This is a genomic window from Bacillus mobilis (assembly GCF_001884045.1).
Taxonomy (GTDB): Bacteria; Bacillota; Bacilli; order Bacillales; family Bacillaceae_G; genus Bacillus_A; species Bacillus_A mobilis.
The window spans coordinates 41,246-61,111 of sequence record NZ_MACF01000118.1 but is presented as its reverse complement, the minus strand read 5'-3'; the positions used below and the strand labels follow the sequence as shown (position 1 = coordinate 61,111).

Genomic DNA, 19,866 nt, shown 5'->3' with positions numbered 1-19,866 from the left:
AATCGTTACATATTAACTTCTATCGCAAATTCCCAATAATTACTTAACTTAACTTCAATTCATTAATCTCTCCCTTCCTATCCCTATTTAAAATCCAATCTTAATCATTTTTGATACATATAAGCAATGAACAACGAATAAGTGTGACAATTCATATTTTACGTTACTCCCTAAAACTATTACCTGTATATTCAAATAATATGTGCTATTCATGTTAAATTATGGTATTATTCTTAGAAGTTTATAATTTTTATAGATAAAGTTTTTCCGTTTCTACTTATGAAAAAAGGTAATATATAAACATTCAACTATTACACACAACTGTAAGGAGGAATAATATGACTAAACAGCTCAGTCTAGTTGAGATAGAGTACATTTGTAATATGTTTTTCCAATCTTTTGAAATTCCAGTTTGTTTTTTAGATTGTAACAAAAATATTCTTTTAGAGTTTACATCAAAAGATGATTCACATTCGTTCTATAAATCAAAAATAGAACAGTTACATGTGCTTTTTCAAAAAAATGATTCAAATAATTCACCTATCTTCAGAACTCACCAATATTTAGGGCACTTCATTTTAATTCACATAAAGAGCCATTATATGGTGAACGGTACTGTTATTATTGGGCCCTTGACACATGTAAATTTTTCTACAAGTAAAGCGGATAGTAACCTTAATTTTATTTCGAATTATAAAAGAACAAGAGATCATTATTTTTCATTGTCAGTCAAAGATCAAAATTTCTTTGTAAATATAGCAATATTGTTCTATAACATTCTCTATAAAAAAAATTCAGATGTAAGTACCTTTTCAAATAACAGTGACTCATTTCATGTAAGTCATAGCAGTATCTTAAACGAGGGTGTATATATTTCAGTGCAAAAAAACGAAGCTATCTGTCATAATTTGTATATAGAGAACCGACTACTTGGAGCTATAGAAAACGGGGATAAAGAAAGCGTACTCAAATATTATTACGAATTCCAACAAGAGACTCTTTCATCCTTATCTTCATTCCATCAATTAAGACGTCATAAAAACATTTGTATTTCATCCATCACTCTTGCAACTAGATATGCTATAAAAGGAGGACTTCCTTCCCGGATTGCTTACAAGATTTACGATCTACACATCCAAAAGACAGAAGATTTAAAAGACACGGAATCTGTTTGGGATTTATTAAGAAATGTTTTCTGTACTTTTGCAGACCGTGTAAAAGCACAAAAAGTACAGAAACACTCAAAGACTATCGCTATTTGCAAAAACTATATTTTTAAAAATATTTACAATCAAATATCTGTTAAACAACTTGCTAAATTTGCAAACGTAAATTCAGATTATTTATCTATATTATTCAAAAAAGAAGTCGGTATTTCATTAATTGAGTACATTCAACGTGAACGAATCGAAGAAGCAAAAAAATTATTAACTTTCACAACCTATCCCTTATCAGACATATGTGCTTCGCTCAACTTTAGTGATCAAAGCTATTTCACTAAAATTTTCAAAAAATTCACTAACGAAACACCTGGTAAATACCGAAAATCCCATGTTGTCATATAGAGTTAAACTTTCATTAAAACAAAGTGTTTTTAGTAACTTATCAATGGCAGATTAAAATTACTTCCACATTCATGACCTTTTGAATTTAGGCTATTTTTAAATCAAAAAAACACGTTACTATTCTTTTATTTGAATGAGAATAGTAACGTGCTTTATATGTAATGTAGGTCTGTAGGCAAAATAGCGTCCAAATGCAAAGTTTTATAGAAGCAAAATACACCACTTAAATACTAAAATCTTATTAAGTAAAAAATTCATCTAATAATTATTGTGTGAGAAATAAATCCTACTATTATTTTTGTATCTTTCTAAATTTACGAACGAAAGTGAGTACCGTACCTGCAATAACCATCCAAATGCCCATTGTTGCACTGTTAGTTGTACTAGCACCCGTGTTTGGAAGTTCTTTATATGTAGATTCTTTTTTATAGGAATTACTGTTGTTCGGGATATTATTGTTATTAGTAAGGCCATTAGCTTTGCTAATGTCTTTATCTTTCACCAATACTTTTTGCATTGTATGAACCTCATTACCTACGGAATCTTTGACACTATATATGATTTCAAAAGTACCAATTTTAGAGGTATCTACAGTTCCTTCATACGTTACGTTAGAAGTAACGTCACCATCCTCTTTATCAGTAGCTAATACTCCTACCATTGGATCAAATTTATCTCCCTCAGTAATTGTAGTTGTAGCAGGGATTTTAAGTATTGGTATTTCATTTTCAACTTCATCTCTAACTTTGACCGTTACAGCTTGTTTCGCAGTTACTTCATGACCTTTAAAATCTTTCACTATGTATGTTAATACGTAAGTACCAGCTTTAGAGGTATTTACTTCACCATTAACTTTTACTTTAGAAGTAAGATCGCCGTCTTCTTTATCAATAGCTAATACTTTTGCCATTGGATCGAATGAATCTCCTACATGAATTGTCGCTGCAGTAGGCACTGTTAATGTAGGGTTTAAATCTAATGTTTCTCCATTTCCCTCTACAATTACCGCCTGTGTAGCCGTTGCATTCCCCCCTTGAGAGTCAACGACCGAGTAGTCCACAATGTATGTACCTGGTTTAGAAGTATCTACATCGCCTTTATATTTAACTTTATTTGTTAAATCACCATCTTCTTTATCAACAGATTTTACATTACTCATCGGGTCAAACGTATCACCAACACGCAGTGTAATTGTAAGAGGTACAGTTAATTCAGGGACTTGATTTTCTGCAGTTTTTTCGTTTTCTTTCACTGTTCCTTTAATTTTTGCTGCATCAAAAGCTTTTTGCACTGCTTCAACCTCAATTGAGTTCGCACCATATTTGTTTGTTGCAACTTTCAGACACGCTATTCTTAATTCAGAGAAGTTAGAAGTCATGTTCAATTCATCTGTATTTGCATAATAGAAAAGATCAAACATTTTATCTTCACCAATACCATTTACAGTTACACCGTTCTGAGTTCCACCTTGTGCAATTAAATACGCGACTTTATTAATAATACTTGAGTTGAAATGAACGCCCTCATTATCTTCTCCGTTTAAATCACTGTATTTGCTATAATCATCTGGATACGGTAATCCATTAATAAATTTGACTGCAGATGGATTCTTCATATTACGAAGAACTAATCCAGTTTGTTCTCCTATTGTCCAATTAAATTCCCCATTATTTATGTATTTCTCAATAGCCGTTCCCATAATATCAGATAACGCCTCGTTAATTGCCCCAGATTCTCCGGAAAATTCAAGATTAGATTCGCTAGATGTAACCGCATGTGTAAATTCATGGCCCGCAATGTCAAACGCTTTCACCATTGGATCACCATATATTAGCATACTAACATTGCTAATATTAGCACTAAATGCATTCCCCCAATTTTTAGGATCATCTGTTTCTCCAGAATCCCATGCATGTACAACTGATACTACTTTTTTCCCCTTATTATCAAAACTATTACGTTTATATTTATCTTTATAAAAATCATATACCTTTGTTGCTAAGAAATGAGCACTTACCGCCTTTGGATCATTAAATATGGTTGAAGTGCTAGTTGCTAATATACCAGGATAATATCTGTTTTCAAAAGTAATATCTCTATAATTTACATCATATGTCTCAATTCCTTGCCCTCTTGTGTAATCAGCAAGTGCATATTCCCCATTACTTTGTTCAGAAATACCAAATGTGCGAATTATACCTATATCATCTTTACCTGTTCCGGTTAATGATTTGACATCACTTTTTTTACTCTCCTCAATAGATTTAACATGCTCTTCACTTATTTTTAAATCTGACTCTTGCACCATATTTTTCAACATATCTCCATTATTAGCATTCACTAAATAAGTTCCAGATACATAGTTTGGTGTTGCAGCCGTAAATGTAACTTGATATGCATTGCTAGCCTGTCCATTATTTTCATTTACAAAAATAACTTCCTTGACTTCTGGCTCAGAAATAAATGTAATATCGTTCCCGTACTTCGTATAAATAAATTGTTTTGCATCTTCTTTTGATAAATTAGTTGGATTCTTTAAATCTTCTTGTGTTAAATTTTGTGCACTTTCTCCTGAAACACTTTTAATAATACCCTTTTTATCTACATGAGCAGTCAATTGGTATCCATACACTTCTTTTCCTTCATATATTTGTTGCATACGAACAAGTGTAGTCCCATCGTAAGCCCCACGTTTTTGAACAACCTTGTAATCTACCTCTTTTTCTCCACTAACTTGTTTTGGAGACAAAGCATGCTCCGTCTTTTCCTTAAGTGCATCTTTCACTACATTCTCAGGCGTCTTTTGTGATGGTTGTGTAAGTTCACCTGTACGAAACGAATCCTCTTGAATTTCAACTTGCATTTGATCCTTTTCCTCTGCATAACTTACTCCATACGGTATTACAGTTGTTAAGGCTAATCCTGTTGTTAAGGCTAATCCTGTTGTTAATGCAACTATAGCTATTTCTTTTTTATTTTTCATGTTATTTCCCTCGTATAATTCCCTAAAATATGAAACTGCTTAAATGTATTCCTATCAAAAATAGAAGAATAAAAAGTACGACACATTACGCAAAACTGTATTATAAAAAGATGACTTCTGTAGCAAACAAAAGTCATCCGTTCAATATGTAATATCCCTAATATATTTTTAATGCATAATTTCTATATAAAAAGAAAAAAGCATTCATTAACGAGCGTTTTGCATTACTTTTATTAGGTCATTTATATTTTCAACTTTCTGCTGAAACTGATCAAATCTACTATGTAGCAATGAAGGATTCTTATCTTCAGTTGAAATAACTTTTTTTAATTCCTCTTCTAATTTATCATATGTATCAAAGAAATTATCAAATTCTACACTTACAAGTTCTTCATTTTCACGATAAAATCTTTTTGATTCTATATAAGTCATATATGATTTATTTAAAAATCCTAATGAAATTAAATATTTAGAAGTGTTTTCTTGATAAATAGCAATATCACATGCTGTTTTAATATCAGAATAAGTTTTTTGAACGAAACAATGTAATTCAAAAATCTTAAACTTTAATCCATTATTCATTTCATCCCCTCCCATCCTATCTATTCTACATAAAAAAAGAATATTATACAAAGTAAAATATCAATATAGTACAAAAATAAAAAGCGTAAGAATAACTCCTTCCGCTTTTTATATCAAAACATACATTTCATATTGTGCTAAAGAATTCTTTTCAAATCCAGTTTTCTTTAAAAATCCTTCTAGTAAATTGTTGTTTGGAAACCCAATTGATAAACTTGATACATTCAACTCATCTCTTGCTATTTGTAATAATTTTGATCCAATATTACGATTTCTATAGTCTTTGTCTACGAAAAGAAAACTGATTTTACCTTGTTCATTCACACATATAGCACCCTTTAAATCATTATCAACATATGCGCCGTAAAATGTATTATTTGTTTTTTCGATATAATCCATATCATTTTGCCAATTTATATGGAAGTGTAACCATTTCTGAACTTCAATTTTAAAAGATGGAAAATCTAATTGTTTCACTTCAATTCCCTTGCAATCTTTATTTATTATTTCAGTCATATCTTTTAAATTATAATAAGATAGATCATACACTTTTTCATAGCCTAATTTCGTATAGAAATGAATCGCTCGGTCATTGCCTACAATAACTTCAAGGAAAAGTTGCTTACACTCATTTTGAAGCGCCTCTTCTTTATGTAGTTCAAATAACTTTTGACTCACACCAATACCGCGGTAATTAGGATGAACGGCTAATGTTCCACAGCGCATTGTTTTTATTTTTTCATAATCCTTTATCCCGCCAAGTATTACACCAACAGATTTGTTACCGTCTAAAGCAAGAAAGGAATGTTTTAGTGAATTCCCTTCTGGTCCAAAAAATCTTTTTATAAAATCTTCTATTGAAACTTCCATTTTAATAACGTAATCTGAAAATCCATCTTTAAAAGCTTCATACACTAAATCGATACTTACTTCACTGCATCTTTTGTATTGAATCATATAAAATTATCCCTCACTTACTCGTGTTAAATTTAACATTCAAATACATAAAATGGACTAGTTCCACTCTACCCATCATTCTTTAATTTTCAGTTCTACCATTTAATTTGAAATAAACGGGCATTTTCCTACATATCTCTCACTATTAATTTGTTTTATAACAAACGGTGCAATATCACTATTTTGAATTTTGATTCCTGGCATATCTACTAAACTCTCTTTTATACTTCCAATGCCATTCCCTTCCACAACAAATGGTAATCTAACAATTGTCCAATCTACATCACTACCTTGAATAATTTGCAATTCTTTATATTTATCTTGCATCATCTTTGATAAAAATACTTTAAACAAGGTAGCTCCTATTTTATTTATAATTCCCTTTTGATCTCCTGTAACATCTAAAGAACCTCCAGAAATCAGTATATATCTTTTTATTTCAAATTCTTTCATTGCTTCTAAAATATGCTTCGTTACTGTACTAAAAATATAAGATTCATTTTTGGGTTGACCAACCGCATTTATTACAACTCGACAACCTTTAAGTAATTTCCGTATTGAAGAAAAATCACGTGCATCTCCATTAATAATCTCTAAATTTTCATTTGTTATTTTGATATTATTAGAATTTCTTGTTAATATTTTTACTTGATATCCCTTTTCTAACGCTTCGTTTACAAGTAATTTCCCAGCTTTTCCATTTGCGCCTAGAATAGCTATTCTATTTGTACTTTCCAATATTAACCCCTCTAACTATCTATTATTTACTACATTAATCTCATACACTCGTAAAAAAGCAATTAAATGCTCGCAGGCTCGTTCACATGCTAACATTTTAAAGATTTTTTGTTCCTCTTTCGTTTTATCATTTGCTTGATCTGAAGCAGCTTTTAAACATAGAAAAGGCTTGTTATTGATTTGGCATACATAAGCGAATGCTGCTACCTCTTGATCAACCGCTAATGCTCCATATACAGTATGGAGTAAATATCTCATTTCTGAACTACGGATACGTTGATCTCCAGATAAAAATGTACCGAAATGAATCGGTTCATATGATCGCATCTTTTTTATTCTTCTTACAATTGACTTTGTTGTTTCAATAGGTGCTGTTCTACCATTATATAAATTAAAAACATCTTCCCCCGAACCAGCAGCAGTAACATCGTGTTGTATTGCATTAAGGGCTACTACAATATGACCATTTTTCACCTTATTTGATAAACTTCCGCATATCCCTGTCATAAACAACTCATCTGGCTGAAACTCACTAATTAATAATTGTACACAACTTGCACAACTTACTTTGCCAACTCCAGTTATAACGGAGATAACTTCCAAATTATTTATATAATGAAAATGAAATTCCCAAGCTGCTCTTTTTTCAATGCGCTCACTTGGATAAAATTGATGCAAATACGTAAGTTCTGGTTCCCATGCGGATACGATTGCAATACGTTTCATTACACGCTTCACTTCCCCTATTGTTATCATGTAAATAATTTATCTATACTTTCTCGTTCATAATCTGGAATCCACTCTTTATATTTCTCATATAAATTTCGTATTGTTTCTTTATTCTTCGCAATTACTTCACATCCTCTATCATCGTAAATAAACAGGATAATATCTTTCGATACATTTACAAGAAATACATCTGGATAAAAAATTTCTTTTTTGCATCCAAAACGAGGATAAAGACCCGGAAAATCTTCATGATTTGCAGCTTGAATAAGTGGTTGGTATTTAATATCTTCCGCAAGGCATTTTAACGAAAATTGATATGTACAATATAAATCAGCTTCTTCATCTTCAAATAGAAAGGCTAACGTTTCTTGGTTTATTTGGAACTTTAAATCCCTCTTTTTAATAAATTTATTATATACATTTATTTTCTGCGAATTTTTCATATCTTCCTTTTTAAATCGATAAACATTTGTTACTAAAAACACTTCATCTTCTTTTGAAAATACATCTTCAAACAAGTATTTATTATATGTATACAGTTGAGTGAAGTATTCCATATTTAAATCGTCAGTTCTTTCGACATTTGGACATTTCCCTTTCCCAAAATGAAAATGCAAATAATTTTCCCACTGAAAGTATATATGTGGTACTAATGTAACTCCAGGAAATATTTGATTCATATACTCTTTTAATTGCATCCCCATATCCTTTCTACTCTACAATTTCTTTTAACTGCCAATATGCTTCTTCTAGCCACGGGTGTACAACTTTCAACGTTTCTTTTCTATCCCACAAATATGAAATATATACGAAAGCAGCATGTTCTAAAGATTTTTCTAATCCTTTTTTTACTTCTACTAAATAAGGTGGTGTCCCATTATGATCCCATTCTATTTTATCCGCAACAAATAACACTAAATCCATCTTCGTTGCATGTTTACGTAGTGTAGTATGACAATTAATTGCATTTAAAATTTCTTCATCTTCCACTCTAAATATCTCTTTTGCAATTATTCTCGACAGTTTTTGATGAATAATCATCGGGAATTCTCGTTCTTCTTGTAATATCTCTATTCTAAATTGTTCAGCAACTGCAATCCGCTCTTCATTCGGAAAGATTGCACTAATATCATGTAAATATGCTGCAATCGCTGCCTTTTCTCCGTTTTCATGATACTTAATCGCAATTTTTCGAGCTTCATTTGCCACCCGAATTGAATGTTTATATGTAAGTTCTTTATTGTATTTTAATAGAAAAGCTTTTATATCATTTTCAATTTTTCCAGTTGGAGTAAATGAATAAATCTCTTTATATACCATAGCAAGTCCCCCCTTATTCTTCACTTTCAGTATAATACATTATTTAAATATCTTTCTTCTTTGTATTCGTTATGAATGTTTTAATCCCTTTTTATACGTTACATGAAATTTTATGTGGAATCATTGCTACAAAATACATAAATGTTTGATATTATAGTAATGTTAATGATTTGTTAGGAAAGGAACTACATAATGAATAAAAATATATTAATTATTGATGATGATAAAGAAATTGTTGAATTACTTGCTGTTTATTTGCGAAATGAAGGCTATAACATTTATAAAGCATATGATGGCGATGAGGCATTACAAATGATTTCTACATATGAAGTTGACCTTATGGTTCTGGATATAATGATGCCAAAACGAAACGGATTAGAAGTTTGCCAAGAAGTGCGTGAAAATAATACTGTACCTATTCTTATGCTTAGTGCAAAAGCAGAAGATATGGATAAAATATTAGGTCTTATGACAGGTGCAGATGATTATATGATTAAACCATTTAATCCATTAGAATTAGTAGCTAGAGTGAAAGCTTTATTACGAAGATCGTCTTTCCAAAATGCCACTTCCCCCAAGAATGAAGATGGTATTATTCGTATTCGTTCTGCTGAAATACACAAACATAATCATACTGTTAAAGTAAATGGAGAATATATTAAACTTACATCTATTGAATTTGATATTTTATATTTACTTGCGAGTAATACCGGAAGAGTATTTAGTTCCGAAGAAATTTTTGAACGCGTTTGGAATGAAGATGGTTATGGCTCAAATAAAACTGTAATGGTCCACATTAGTAATTTACGAGATAAACTTGAAACAGGAATGAATGGAGAGAAGTTTATCCATACTGTTTGGGGAGTAGGCTATAAAATTGAGAAATGAAGCATTTGATATATTAAAAGATATCCCAAAATGGAAGTTGATTTTTTGGTTTATGTTAGCTATTACACTTACTCCTATTACTGAATTAATTATATATCGCCTTGTTACAAGTGTAATTGAAAGTTCACTCACGTTAAGCGAGCTCGGAAAAGAATTCATTAGAATTTTTGGATATGAAAAATATAAAGGAATAAAGGAATCTCTATGGATGATGATTGTATCTTATTTGTTTTTATTTTCTATTTTCTCATCCTACCTATACATTTTTTATCGTCATGAAAGAAAGATTTACTATGAAACTTGTATTAAAAAAATGATAGAAGAAATTCGTTATATTGCAGATGGAAACTTCAATCATAAAGTGTCTATCGTAAATCATAATTATCTGGAAGAGTTAGCAACCGGAGTAAATCAGATTGTTGAACAATTAAAAGTCTCAATTGATGAAGAGAGACAGGCTGAACAAGCAAAAAGTGAACTTATTACAAATGTATCGCATGATTTACGTACTCCTCTTACCTCTATAGTTGGATACGTAAATTTAATCCATCATGATAATTATAGAGATGAAGTGGAATTACGCCATTATATACAAGTCATTTACGATAAAGTAACCCGTCTTAATGCATTAATGAATGACTTGTTTGAATATACACGTGTTCAAAATAAAGAGTTAAGTTTATATTCTGTTCCCATTGATATTGTAGAGCTACTTGGACAATTAACTGTTCAATTCCGCATACAAGTTCAAGAAGCTAATATAGAATGTCGCCCTTCTTTCCCATCTCAAAAACTCATGGTATTAGCTGATGGAGACAAATTAGTGCGTGTGTTTGAAAATCTTATTATAAACGCTATCGCTTATGGAAATGACGGTGGATATATCGACCTTGCTGCCTATGAAAGCAATAATATGATTACTATAGACATAACAAATTACGGCCAACCTATTCCTAGTACAGATTTACCTCATATTTTTGAACGTTTTTATCGCGTTGAAAAATCTCGCTCTACAAACACCGGTGGATCTGGGCTCGGATTAGCAATTGCAAAAAGTATTGTCGAATTGCACAAAGGATCAATTGAAGTATATAGTGATGATAAAAAAACAACTTTCACTGTAAAACTACAACCACATAAATGTTAATACAGCTTAATTTTAGGTCCAATTTCTTACCATATAAGAAATTGGACCTTTTATTTCCCATTAAAATCCAAAATTTAATAATCCTTTATAATTCTTTAGAAATTCTTTACCTTTTCTTTCTTCCTAATTAAGCATTCCTTTTTACAATAGTATTATTGATGTCATAGTAGGAGGATCGCTTATGCAATTCCTGAAAAAGTTCACAATTTTATTATTATCTTTTGTTATTACAGCGCTTATTGTTTTATATTTTTATCTTTATGTAAATGGTCCAATTATTCAAGCTAAATCAGCTATTTTAATAGATGCTAATTCAGGTGAAGTTATTTATAGAAAAAATGAGGAAATTCCTATACAATCAGCTACTTTATCTAAATTAATGACTGAATATATCGCAATGGAACAACTGAATGAAGGCAAAATACAGTTAGATGCGTTAGTAAAAATAAGTAACGAAGTTTTCCGAGCAGAAACGAGCCCTATACAAGTAACTTCTAAAGATCAAACGACAGTTCGTGATTTACTGCATGCATTGTTTTTGACAGGGAATAATCGTTCTGCACTTGCCCTTGCAGAACACATTGCTGGAAATGAAGATAACTTTACACTTCTAATGAATGAAAAAGCAACACAACTAAAGTTATCACAACAATCCCCATTTCTAAATGCTACTGGAATGAATAACGATACGAATAAACAATCAACTACAACAGCAATAGACGTTGTTAAACTAGCAACACAATTAGTAAAAGATTTTCCCGATGTATTGAATATTACGAAGCTAACCTCTTACCAATTTACCTTCAAGGATTCCAAAGTTTTCAACACAAATAAAATGATTTATTCCCTTAATAAAAACATTAAACTCCAAGGTGTTGACGGCTTACAAACTAGTTTTCTAACAAATGGTAATTATAGTTTTGTCAGTACAGCAAAACGAGGAGATACTAGACTTATTTCAGTAATTTTAGAGGCTGATGATGAAAACAGTACTTTTATTGAAACAAAAAAGTTACTACAGTACGGTTTTGATCCTTCCTCATACTCTGCGTTCCAAGCTTTTAAAGACGCTGTTACATCTTGGACAGTTTTGCTTCAGTTTCAAAATTTAATCATACAAACATTATCGATTTTCTTCATTATTACATTTTTAATGTTTTTACATATACGCCAGAAAAAATCCGAGGATTTCAACTAGGAAATCTTCTTATATATATAAAACGGCTTACACTATAAGTGTAAGCCGTTTTATACATCTATAGTCCTCTTCCGATTAAACTCGCTGAAACAGGCTGAAGATTTAACTCTCTCGCCCATATAGATAGCTGACCAATGTGATGAATTTCGTGTACAATTACATGTCTTAAAACTTCACCATATGTATATGTTTTATCTGTCCACGAAGCTTTTAATATCTTACATTCTAGGCTAGATGACCACAACTGCAAAAAAACTTCTAATTCTTGTTTATATAAATCAGATAACGCTTTCACTTTTTGGATGGATTGATAATCTTTAAATTTCGGTTCATTATCTTCTTTTCCTTGAAGTGCGCTAATCCAGCTGTATTCAACATCGACAATATGGAATAATGTTTCTAAAATACTCCCAACACCCCCGATACGCTTGCGGAGTAATTCTTCCTCTGAAAGTTGTTCACACCACTTAAACCAGTCGTCCCTTACTTGCCAATTGTATTGAAATAAAGTGTACATATTTATCTCTCCTCTACCCAATAATCCACTTAATAGCATCTTTCACATAATATGGCTCATCTTTTTGAATATAGTGACCACTTTGTTCTGCAATTACAAATTTATTATTGCTTGATAGTCGTAATATTCCTCTATGCATTTAATCATTGACAATCACTTCTCTTAGGCCAAGTTCCTCTATAGCCTGATTCATTATTTCACTTACAGATAAAGATCCATCCAATACAATATCCGAATTCGGCTTAACAGTATGAATTGCCTCTAAATAAGCTTTTCTCGCAAATGTCATGTAATGTTTCAAATCATTATGTATTTCATCTATTGTACCTTCTTTAAAATCTCGCAAGATTCTTCTAGCCATCGCAATATCTAAAGGCGTGTCTATAAATATAGTTATATCAATGAATTGTCGCATTTCACTATTTAAGTATGCAAAAGGATAATCTATAATAATATAATCTACGTTACTATCTCGTATAAGATCCTGAATATCATGAATTAATGGTGTAAGTACCCATTCATCATAATTTGCTCCACCATCAATCCATTTACAAATATCACTAGGACAGTTTTTAAAGTGATAAGTATCAAAATATAGCGCTTTTGAATTTGTTAGCTTTTGAGTTAATTTTTCTGTAACAGTAGTTTTACCTCCTCCTGAAACAGCTGCAATTGTAATGATTTTCGTTTTATTATTCATAATTTCCCACCACACCCCATCTAATTAACATAACATAATTACAGATACCTATCATTTTTTATCGCTCCATTCATATTCTAACATACTCATTTCCCATAAATTCCAATACGTTTCTCCTACTTTTTTTGACTCCCGCAATAAGCCTTCTTTTACAAATCCTATTTTTTCATAACATGTGATAGCCGACGTATTAAAATCATAAACACCAAGGGTTACTCTATGTAGTTTTAATTCTTCAAATGCAATTTGTAATGCTGCTTTCATCATATGTTTCCCTATAGAACGTCCTCTCATTTTCATATCACCAACTAGCACTTTTCCAATCCTTGCAGATTTATTTATATTGTCTATTTGTCCCAGTGAAATATGACCAACTACTTTCTTAGAATCTTCATCAATTACTTTAAATGCAAGGGTATTTGAGCTTTCTATATAATTTTCTAATTGTTGTTCATTTAGGGGATATGCAAATGCATTTCCCGACCATTGTATTAAAAATTGTTCAGTGTTTATCCAATTCATTAATTGCTTAAAATCAGTTTTTTTAAAGGGCTCTAGTTTGACCACTACCATTCTCCTTACGTTTTCTATTTTTATAACCTCAAATTTATTTCTATAAAAGGGATATAATCTCCTTTTATACATAATTAAAATAAAGCCATTCATAAGAATGGCTTTACAAAAACATAGCCTAATTATGCTACGTTCCTATGTCAACAATGGTTCAATCGCTTCAATATTACAAACGGATATTATTACTGTAACTACCCCAGCACTATTAGCAAGCTTTACAACATCACAAGTTACTGAATAAACTGTTCCCTCATAATTATTTCCTACTGTCGTAATACGCGCTGCTCTGTTTACAAGTTTTTTTAATTCATCTCTAATTCCTTGTACACAGCAACAATCGCATTTTTTATTTTGTTCTTCATGTTCTTTTTTACACTCTTCAAAAGCGTCCCAACAATCATCTTGTTTACATGTACACTTCTTTTTAGAATTACTATAACGATACCCCAAAATTTCACCCCCTAATCATTTCTATTAATATAGTATGTCCACTAGCTTTAAAGTGTACGAGGCAAAAACATATAAAGGAAAAAACAAACACTTGTACTAAATTAAACTTATACAAAAAAACAAATACATTGCTGTATGAACTCCCAGTGTTTATACTGATAATCCTCGTATTAATAACTACTCTTTTCTAATCAGTGCAATGTAAAAAAATAAAAACTGACCTCTATCAATTAGAGGTCAGTTCATATTATACATACTTTATATCTTATAATTTACTAGACTGTAACCCCTGAATAAACGGAACGACTTCAGGATTTACAAGTGATGATAAATCACCTAATTCTTTTCCTAAGTAAGCAGCTTTAATGACGCGTCGCATTACTTTTGAATTACGTGTTTTCGGTAAATCTTCTACAACGTGAATATCTTTTGGACATAATGCTTTTCCAATATGGGAGTTTACTAAACTCATTAATTCTTTCTTTAACTCTCCTGTGAATGTTACATTGTCCCTTAGTACTACAAAACAATGACAAACTTCACCTTTTACATCATCAGGTACACCAATCGCAGCAGCTTCTATGACATCAGTATGCTTCACAAGTATAGATTCATATTCAGCAGGTCCAATACGTTTTCCAGCAATGTTTAACGTATCATCTGAGCGTCCTGTAATAATATATTGCTCACCATCATAAATCACCCAGTCACCATGAACCCATTTATTTTCAAAACGTGACCAATATGTGTTCACATAACGCTCATCGTCTTCCCAGAAGCTTTTCGTCATACCAACCCAAGGCTTCTCTAAACACAATTCTCCAACTTCATCACGAATTGGATTACCTTGATCATCGAGCACAACCGCTGCCATTCCTGGTAAAGATGCATTAAAACTAATCGGTGCAATTGGTTTAATAAGGACGTTTCCGAAAATCCCACCAGAAATTTCAGTTCCTCCTGAATAGTTACAAATTGGTACATTACTTTTTCCAACTGTTTCAAATAGCCACATCCAAGGATCTGGATTCCAAGGTTCACCTGTTGATGCGAATACTTCTAAACTCTTGAGTGAATGTTTATTCACATATTCATCACCTTTTGCCATTAACGCACGAATTAATGTTGGTGATATACCAAGATGTGTAATTTCATATTTATCAACTGTCTCCCATAACCGATCTGCTTCCGGGAAATCTGGAACACCTTCGTACATAACCATCGTTGCCCCATTTATAAGAGAACCGAATAGTAAAAATGGTCCCATCATCCAGCCCATATCAGTTACCCATAATACACGGTCACCTTGCTTGATGTTCATTCCAAATCCTGCATCAAATGCAGCTTTCAAAGGAAAACCAGCATGTGTATGTACTGTTCCTTTCGGTTTTCCAGTTGTTCCAGAAGTATATATAAGCATTAATGGGTCATCACTGTTCATTTCTTCTGCATGTACAAATGGCTTTTCTTTTTCTAACGTACTCCATGAAAAATCATAATTATGCGGCGTAAAGTCATTTCCTGCATGACGCACGATAACGACTTTTTCAACAGTTGGACAATGTTCACAAGCTTTATCTACTTCGTCTTTTAATGAAACAACTTTACCTCGGCGTGAAAAACCATCTGCAGTAATGATCATTTTTGACCCTGCAGCTTGCACACGTGTCATGACTGCATCAGACGCAAAGCCTGAGAATATTGGTGAAATAATTGCACCGATTTTCATAACAGCTAGCATCGCAACAACTGTTTCTGGAATCATCGGCATATAAATTGTTACACGGTCGCCTTTTTCAATACCAGCATGTTTCAAACCGTTTGCAACGCGGCTTACCCAGTTGTCAAGTTCTTCATATGTAAATGATTTTGAGGTTCCATTTTCTCCCTCGTACTGAAGTGCTGGTTGTTTTCTTGTTTCATCATCTGCAAGCCAGCGGGATAAAACTGATTCTACAACGTTACATGTTCCGCCATTATACCACTGTGCAAACGGCGTACCATTCTCTAGGTCTAGCACGTCTGTATAAGGTTTCATCCATTGATAGCCTACCGCTTTCTCAGCTTTTCCCCAAAACCAAGCTGTTTCTTCGATTGACTTATTATAAAACGTTTCGTAATCTTCATATCCCAATGATTTCATCCAACCATATAAACGCGTTTTTTCTTTATACTCTTCTGTTGGAAACCAAACTGCTTGTTTCAATGTGTTCCCCTCCTTGACTTTTTGAGCAAGAAAGCCCTAAATAGGGCTTTTAAACTGGATAAACAGGATGTTTACGATCCGTAAATACTTGATATTTACTCATATACATTTCGAATCGTCCTTTTAACTCTTCTCTTAAATTGTTTGGATGAACAATACCATCAATGACCATCTCTGATGCCAAATGGTAAATATCAATATCTTTCTTATACTCTTCGCGTTTTTCAGCAATGAAGCTATCACGCTCTTCTTCTGGTAAAGCTGCAATCTTATTTGCATATACAGCATTGACCGCAGCTTCTGGGCCCATTACCGCAATAGAAGCTGTCGGTAAAGCAAGGCAGCAATCTGGTTCGAAGGCTGGACCTGCCATTGCATACAAACCAGCACCATATGCTTTACGAACAACGATAGAAATTTTCGGTACAGTTGCTTCACTCATTGCAGAAATCATTTTTGCACCGTGGCGAATAATACCAGCACGCTCTACTTTTGTACCAATCATAAATCCAGGTACATCTGCAAGGAATAATAATGGAATATGATATGCATCGCATAAATTAATAAACTTCGCTGCTTTATCAGCTGAATCGTGGAATAATACGCCGCCTTTCATACGCGGTTGATTTGCAATAATACCAACTGGCTTACCATCAATACGTGCTAAGCCTGTAATTAGTTCTTGAGCAAATAATTTTTTTACTTCATAGAAAGAACCTTCATCAATAATTCTGTTAATGAGATCTTTCATATTGAAAGGAGCATTTTGATTTTCTGGAATGATTTGTTCTAATGTTTTTTCGAATTGTTTCGGTTCTTGAGGTGTAACCAATGGAGTCTTCTCTAAGTAGTTGTTTGGAAAATATGAAATGTATTGTCTTGCTTGTGTAATCGCATCTTCTTCGGTCTTACATAAAACATCTCCGCATCCTGATACTGAGCAATGCATACGAGCTCCGCCCATCTCTTCTAAAGTTACTTTCTCACCGATAACCATCTCAGCCATACGAGGAGATCCTAAATACATAGATGCATTTCCTTCCACCATCATAACAACATCACAAAAGGCTGGAATATATGCACCACCAGCTGCAGAAGGTCCAAATAATAAGCATACTTGCGGAACTTTACCTGATAATTTCACTTGATTGTAGAAGATTCTTCCTGCACCACGGCGCCCTGGGAACATTTCTACTTGATCAGTGATACGCGCTCCAGCAGAGTCAACTAAATAAAATAACGGAACACGTAATTTTTCTGCCGTTTCTTGAATACGTAAAATCTTTTCAACTGTACGTGCGCCCCATGATCCGGCCTTTACTGTTGAATCATTTGCCATTACGCATGCAGTGCGACCATGTATTTTACCTGTTGCCGTAATAACACCATCAGCAGGTAATCCCGTTTGCTCACAATTTGCAAATAATGCATCTTCTACATATTCACCATTATCAAATAAAAGAGCTAAGCGATCTCGAACGAATAGTTTTCCTTTTTCTTTATTTTGTTCATGATATTTTGGTGCGCCGCCTTGTTTAATCGTTTCAACTCGTTCTTCAAATGTATTCGATTCTTGTTTTTGATCTAACATATTTACTCCCCCTTATACATTGGTGTGCGTTTTTCCTTGAATGCCTGTAATCCTTCTATTCTATCTTTCGTATGGATTACACCCTCATACGCTTGTTTTTCCATTTGTAATCCGGTATGTAAATCAACTTGAATACCGTTTGAAATTGCTTCTTTTGCTAATCGAACAGCAATTGGACCATTACTAGCAATTCTTTCTGCCATTTCAATCGCTTTCACTTCAAGTAAATGAGCTGGTACAACGAATTCTACTAGACCATATTCTTCCGCTTCTTGTGCCGAAATGCGTCTGCCTGTATAAATTAATTCTTTCGCTCTACCAACACCAATTAACCTTGGCAAACGCTGCGTACCACCTGCTCCAGGTATAATTGCAAGTGTAGTTTCAGTGAGACCAAGACTTGCAGTGTCTGAAGCAATTCTAAAATCACAAGCTAAACTTAATTCTGTACCACCACCAAGTGCGATCCCATTTATAGCAGCAATAACTGGCTGTGGTAATTGTTCAACCATTTCCATAGTAGAACGAATCATACTAACAGCATGACGAACTTGTTCTTCATTCATGCCGGCACGTTCTTTTAAATCAGCTCCAGCACAAAATGCTTTTTCACCAGCACCTGTTAGAATAACTACACGAGTATTTGACTCTTCGTTTATTTGAGTTAATATGTTTTGTAACTCTTCTAATAACGCTAAAGATAATGAGTTTGCTTGTCTTTCACGATATAATGAAATCTTTACAACGTGTGGTGTTACATAATCAACTGAAATATTTTGTAATTGTAGCATCTTCTCACCTACTTATCGTTTTATGTTGAAGCGCTCTATACACATGACTCGGTAATTGGATATTTAATTTACTTTGAATAAATTGACTTGCTCTCAATAACTTCTCTTCATCAATATTCGTTTGGACACCTAACTTATGGAGCATATGTACTAAGTCATCGGTTGCAACATTGCCTGATGCTCCTGGTGCATATGGACATCCCCCAAGACCACCACAAGAACTATCAAATGTTGTAATACCATATTCTAATGACTTAACTACATTTGCCAGAGCCATTCCATACGTATTATGGAAGTGCATTGCAAACTGAGAAGCATCATATTTCTTTAATAAATGTTCTAATACGCGCTCTACTTGTAACGGATTCGCTACACCGATCGTGTCACCAAGAGAGACTTCATAAATGCCATATGAGAATAGTTGATTACATAATTCGTCAACTGCTATGGCGCTTATGTCCCCTTCATAAGGACAACCAAATACAGTAGAAACATAGCCTCTTACCTTTTTTCCTTCGAACGTTGCCTGCTTTGTTATATCTTCAATGACAACTAATGCTTCTTTAATTGATTTATTAATATTACTTTTATTATGAGATTCACTTGCTGATAAAAAAACATTCACCTCATCTACATTTTGCAAAAAAGCTCGTTCCAAACCATTTTGATTTGGAACAAGCGCTGCATATGTAACATTTGGATCCCTTTTCAGCTCAGAAAACACATCATTTGCATCTGCTAATGCAGGAACCCATTTAGGGTGAACGAATGAGGAAACTTCAACGTACGATAATCCCGCCTCTGTAAGTAGTTGAATCCATTTTACTTTATCTTTTGTGCCAACAATCTTTTTTTCATTTTGTAAGCCATCACGTGGCCCGACTTCTTTAATGACAGCAAAATTAGGTAGTTTCAATTCGCTTCCCCCTAT

At 32.9% G+C, this 19,866-nt stretch carries 19 protein-coding genes and 1 pseudogene; 4 read left to right on the top strand and 16 right to left on the bottom strand.

Annotation, left to right across the window (positions count from 1 at the left end; all coding sequences use genetic code 11):
- The first annotated feature begins 338 nt into the window (after positions 1-338).
- Positions 339-1,565 (top strand): AraC family transcriptional regulator, encoded by a 1,227-nt coding sequence (locus BAQ44_RS19370; protein ID WP_071723054.1) that lies wholly within the window; start codon positions 339-341, stop codon positions 1,563-1,565.
- A 292-nt stretch (positions 1,566-1,857) separates the two neighbouring features.
- Here the strand turns inward: BAQ44_RS19370 and BAQ44_RS19365 are convergent, their stop codons facing one another.
- The 7 genes from BAQ44_RS19365 to yqeK all read right to left on the bottom strand — a co-directional run bounded on the left by BAQ44_RS19365 (position 1,858) and on the right by yqeK (position 8,874).
- On the bottom strand, positions 1,858-4,548 hold the full coding sequence (locus BAQ44_RS19365) for a M4 family metallopeptidase (protein ID WP_071723051.1): 2,691 nt from the start codon (positions 4,546-4,548) through the stop codon (positions 1,858-1,860).
- Between the two features lie 207 nt (positions 4,549-4,755).
- Entirely contained in the window at positions 4,756-5,130 is a 375-nt protein-coding gene (locus tag BAQ44_RS19360; RefSeq protein WP_061680389.1) for a hypothetical protein, read from the bottom strand.
- 108 nt (positions 5,131-5,238) lie between these two features.
- The gene (locus tag BAQ44_RS19355; protein ID WP_071723049.1) at positions 5,239-6,087 is read right to left on the bottom strand and encodes a GNAT family N-acetyltransferase; all 849 of its coding nucleotides are present in this window, start codon (positions 6,085-6,087) and stop codon (positions 5,239-5,241) included.
- Between the two features lie 102 nt (positions 6,088-6,189).
- Complete coding sequence (locus BAQ44_RS19350) at positions 6,190-6,825, bottom strand: SDR family oxidoreductase (RefSeq protein WP_071723046.1); 636 nt, start codon at positions 6,823-6,825, stop codon at positions 6,190-6,192.
- A gap of 15 nt (positions 6,826-6,840) precedes the next feature.
- Complete coding sequence (locus tag BAQ44_RS19345) at positions 6,841-7,578, bottom strand: phosphorylase family protein (RefSeq protein WP_081110443.1); 738 nt, start codon at positions 7,576-7,578, stop codon at positions 6,841-6,843.
- Positions 7,578-8,252 (bottom strand): DUF3885 domain-containing protein, encoded by a 675-nt coding sequence (locus tag BAQ44_RS30470; RefSeq protein WP_071723103.1) that lies wholly within the window; start codon positions 8,250-8,252, stop codon positions 7,578-7,580. Before BAQ44_RS30470 ends, BAQ44_RS19345 begins: the two co-directional genes overlap by 1 nt.
- Before the next feature lie 13 nt (positions 8,253-8,265).
- A complete protein-coding gene (yqeK, locus tag BAQ44_RS19335; protein WP_063261004.1) occupies positions 8,266-8,874 on the bottom strand; it encodes a bis(5'-nucleosyl)-tetraphosphatase (symmetrical) YqeK in 609 nt (202 codons plus the stop codon).
- Between the two features lie 192 nt (positions 8,875-9,066).
- On the opposite strand from yqeK, the gene BAQ44_RS19330 reads away from it, so the two are divergent.
- The 3 genes from BAQ44_RS19330 (at position 9,067) to BAQ44_RS19320 (ending at position 12,107) form a co-directional block, all read left to right on the top strand.
- A complete protein-coding gene (locus tag BAQ44_RS19330) occupies positions 9,067-9,762 on the top strand; it encodes a response regulator transcription factor (RefSeq protein ID WP_061680394.1) in 696 nt (231 codons plus the stop codon).
- A complete protein-coding gene (locus tag BAQ44_RS19325) occupies positions 9,752-10,909 on the top strand; it encodes a sensor histidine kinase (RefSeq protein ID WP_061680395.1) in 1,158 nt (385 codons plus the stop codon). Before BAQ44_RS19330 ends, BAQ44_RS19325 begins: the two co-directional genes overlap by 11 nt.
- A gap of 181 nt (positions 10,910-11,090) precedes the next feature.
- Complete coding sequence (locus BAQ44_RS19320; protein ID WP_071723044.1) at positions 11,091-12,107, top strand: D-alanyl-D-alanine carboxypeptidase family protein; 1,017 nt, start codon at positions 11,091-11,093, stop codon at positions 12,105-12,107.
- Positions 12,108-12,165: 58 nt separating this feature from the next.
- On the opposite strand, the gene BAQ44_RS19315 is transcribed toward BAQ44_RS19320, so the two are convergent.
- From BAQ44_RS19315 to mvaB, 9 genes and pseudogenes are all read right to left on the bottom strand, one after another.
- Positions 12,166-12,624, bottom strand: coding sequence for a DinB family protein (locus tag BAQ44_RS19315; protein ID WP_063261007.1), 459 nt, complete (start codon positions 12,622-12,624; stop codon positions 12,166-12,168).
- Positions 12,625-12,637: 13 nt separating this feature from the next.
- A pseudogene (locus BAQ44_RS29845) lies at positions 12,638-12,751 on the bottom strand (alpha/beta hydrolase); the annotation flags it as partial.
- 12 nt (positions 12,752-12,763) lie between these two features.
- A complete protein-coding gene (locus tag BAQ44_RS19310) occupies positions 12,764-13,324 on the bottom strand; it encodes a nucleoside/nucleotide kinase family protein (RefSeq protein ID WP_061680399.1) in 561 nt (186 codons plus the stop codon).
- 51 nt (positions 13,325-13,375) lie between these two features.
- A complete protein-coding gene (locus BAQ44_RS19305) occupies positions 13,376-13,897 on the bottom strand; it encodes a GNAT family N-acetyltransferase (RefSeq protein WP_084669575.1) in 522 nt (173 codons plus the stop codon).
- A 135-nt stretch (positions 13,898-14,032) separates the two neighbouring features.
- Positions 14,033-14,347 carry an exosporium protein ExsK gene (gene exsK, locus BAQ44_RS19300; RefSeq protein WP_071723040.1) on the bottom strand — a complete coding sequence of 105 codons (315 nt, stop codon included), beginning with the start codon at positions 14,345-14,347 and terminating at the stop codon, positions 14,033-14,035.
- Between the two features lie 265 nt (positions 14,348-14,612).
- Complete coding sequence (locus BAQ44_RS19295; protein WP_071723038.1) at positions 14,613-16,553, bottom strand: AMP-binding protein; 1,941 nt, start codon at positions 16,551-16,553, stop codon at positions 14,613-14,615.
- Positions 16,554-16,602: 49 nt separating this feature from the next.
- Complete coding sequence (locus tag BAQ44_RS19290) at positions 16,603-18,144, bottom strand: acyl-CoA carboxylase subunit beta (RefSeq protein ID WP_071723036.1); 1,542 nt, start codon at positions 18,142-18,144, stop codon at positions 16,603-16,605.
- A 2-nt stretch (positions 18,145-18,146) separates the two neighbouring features.
- On the bottom strand, positions 18,147-18,935 hold the full coding sequence (locus tag BAQ44_RS19285; protein ID WP_071723034.1) for an enoyl-CoA hydratase: 789 nt from the start codon (positions 18,933-18,935) through the stop codon (positions 18,147-18,149).
- A 4-nt stretch (positions 18,936-18,939) separates the two neighbouring features.
- A complete protein-coding gene (gene mvaB / locus BAQ44_RS19280; RefSeq protein ID WP_071723032.1) occupies positions 18,940-19,851 on the bottom strand; it encodes a hydroxymethylglutaryl-CoA lyase in 912 nt (303 codons plus the stop codon).
- Positions 19,852-19,866: the final 15 nt, after the last annotated feature.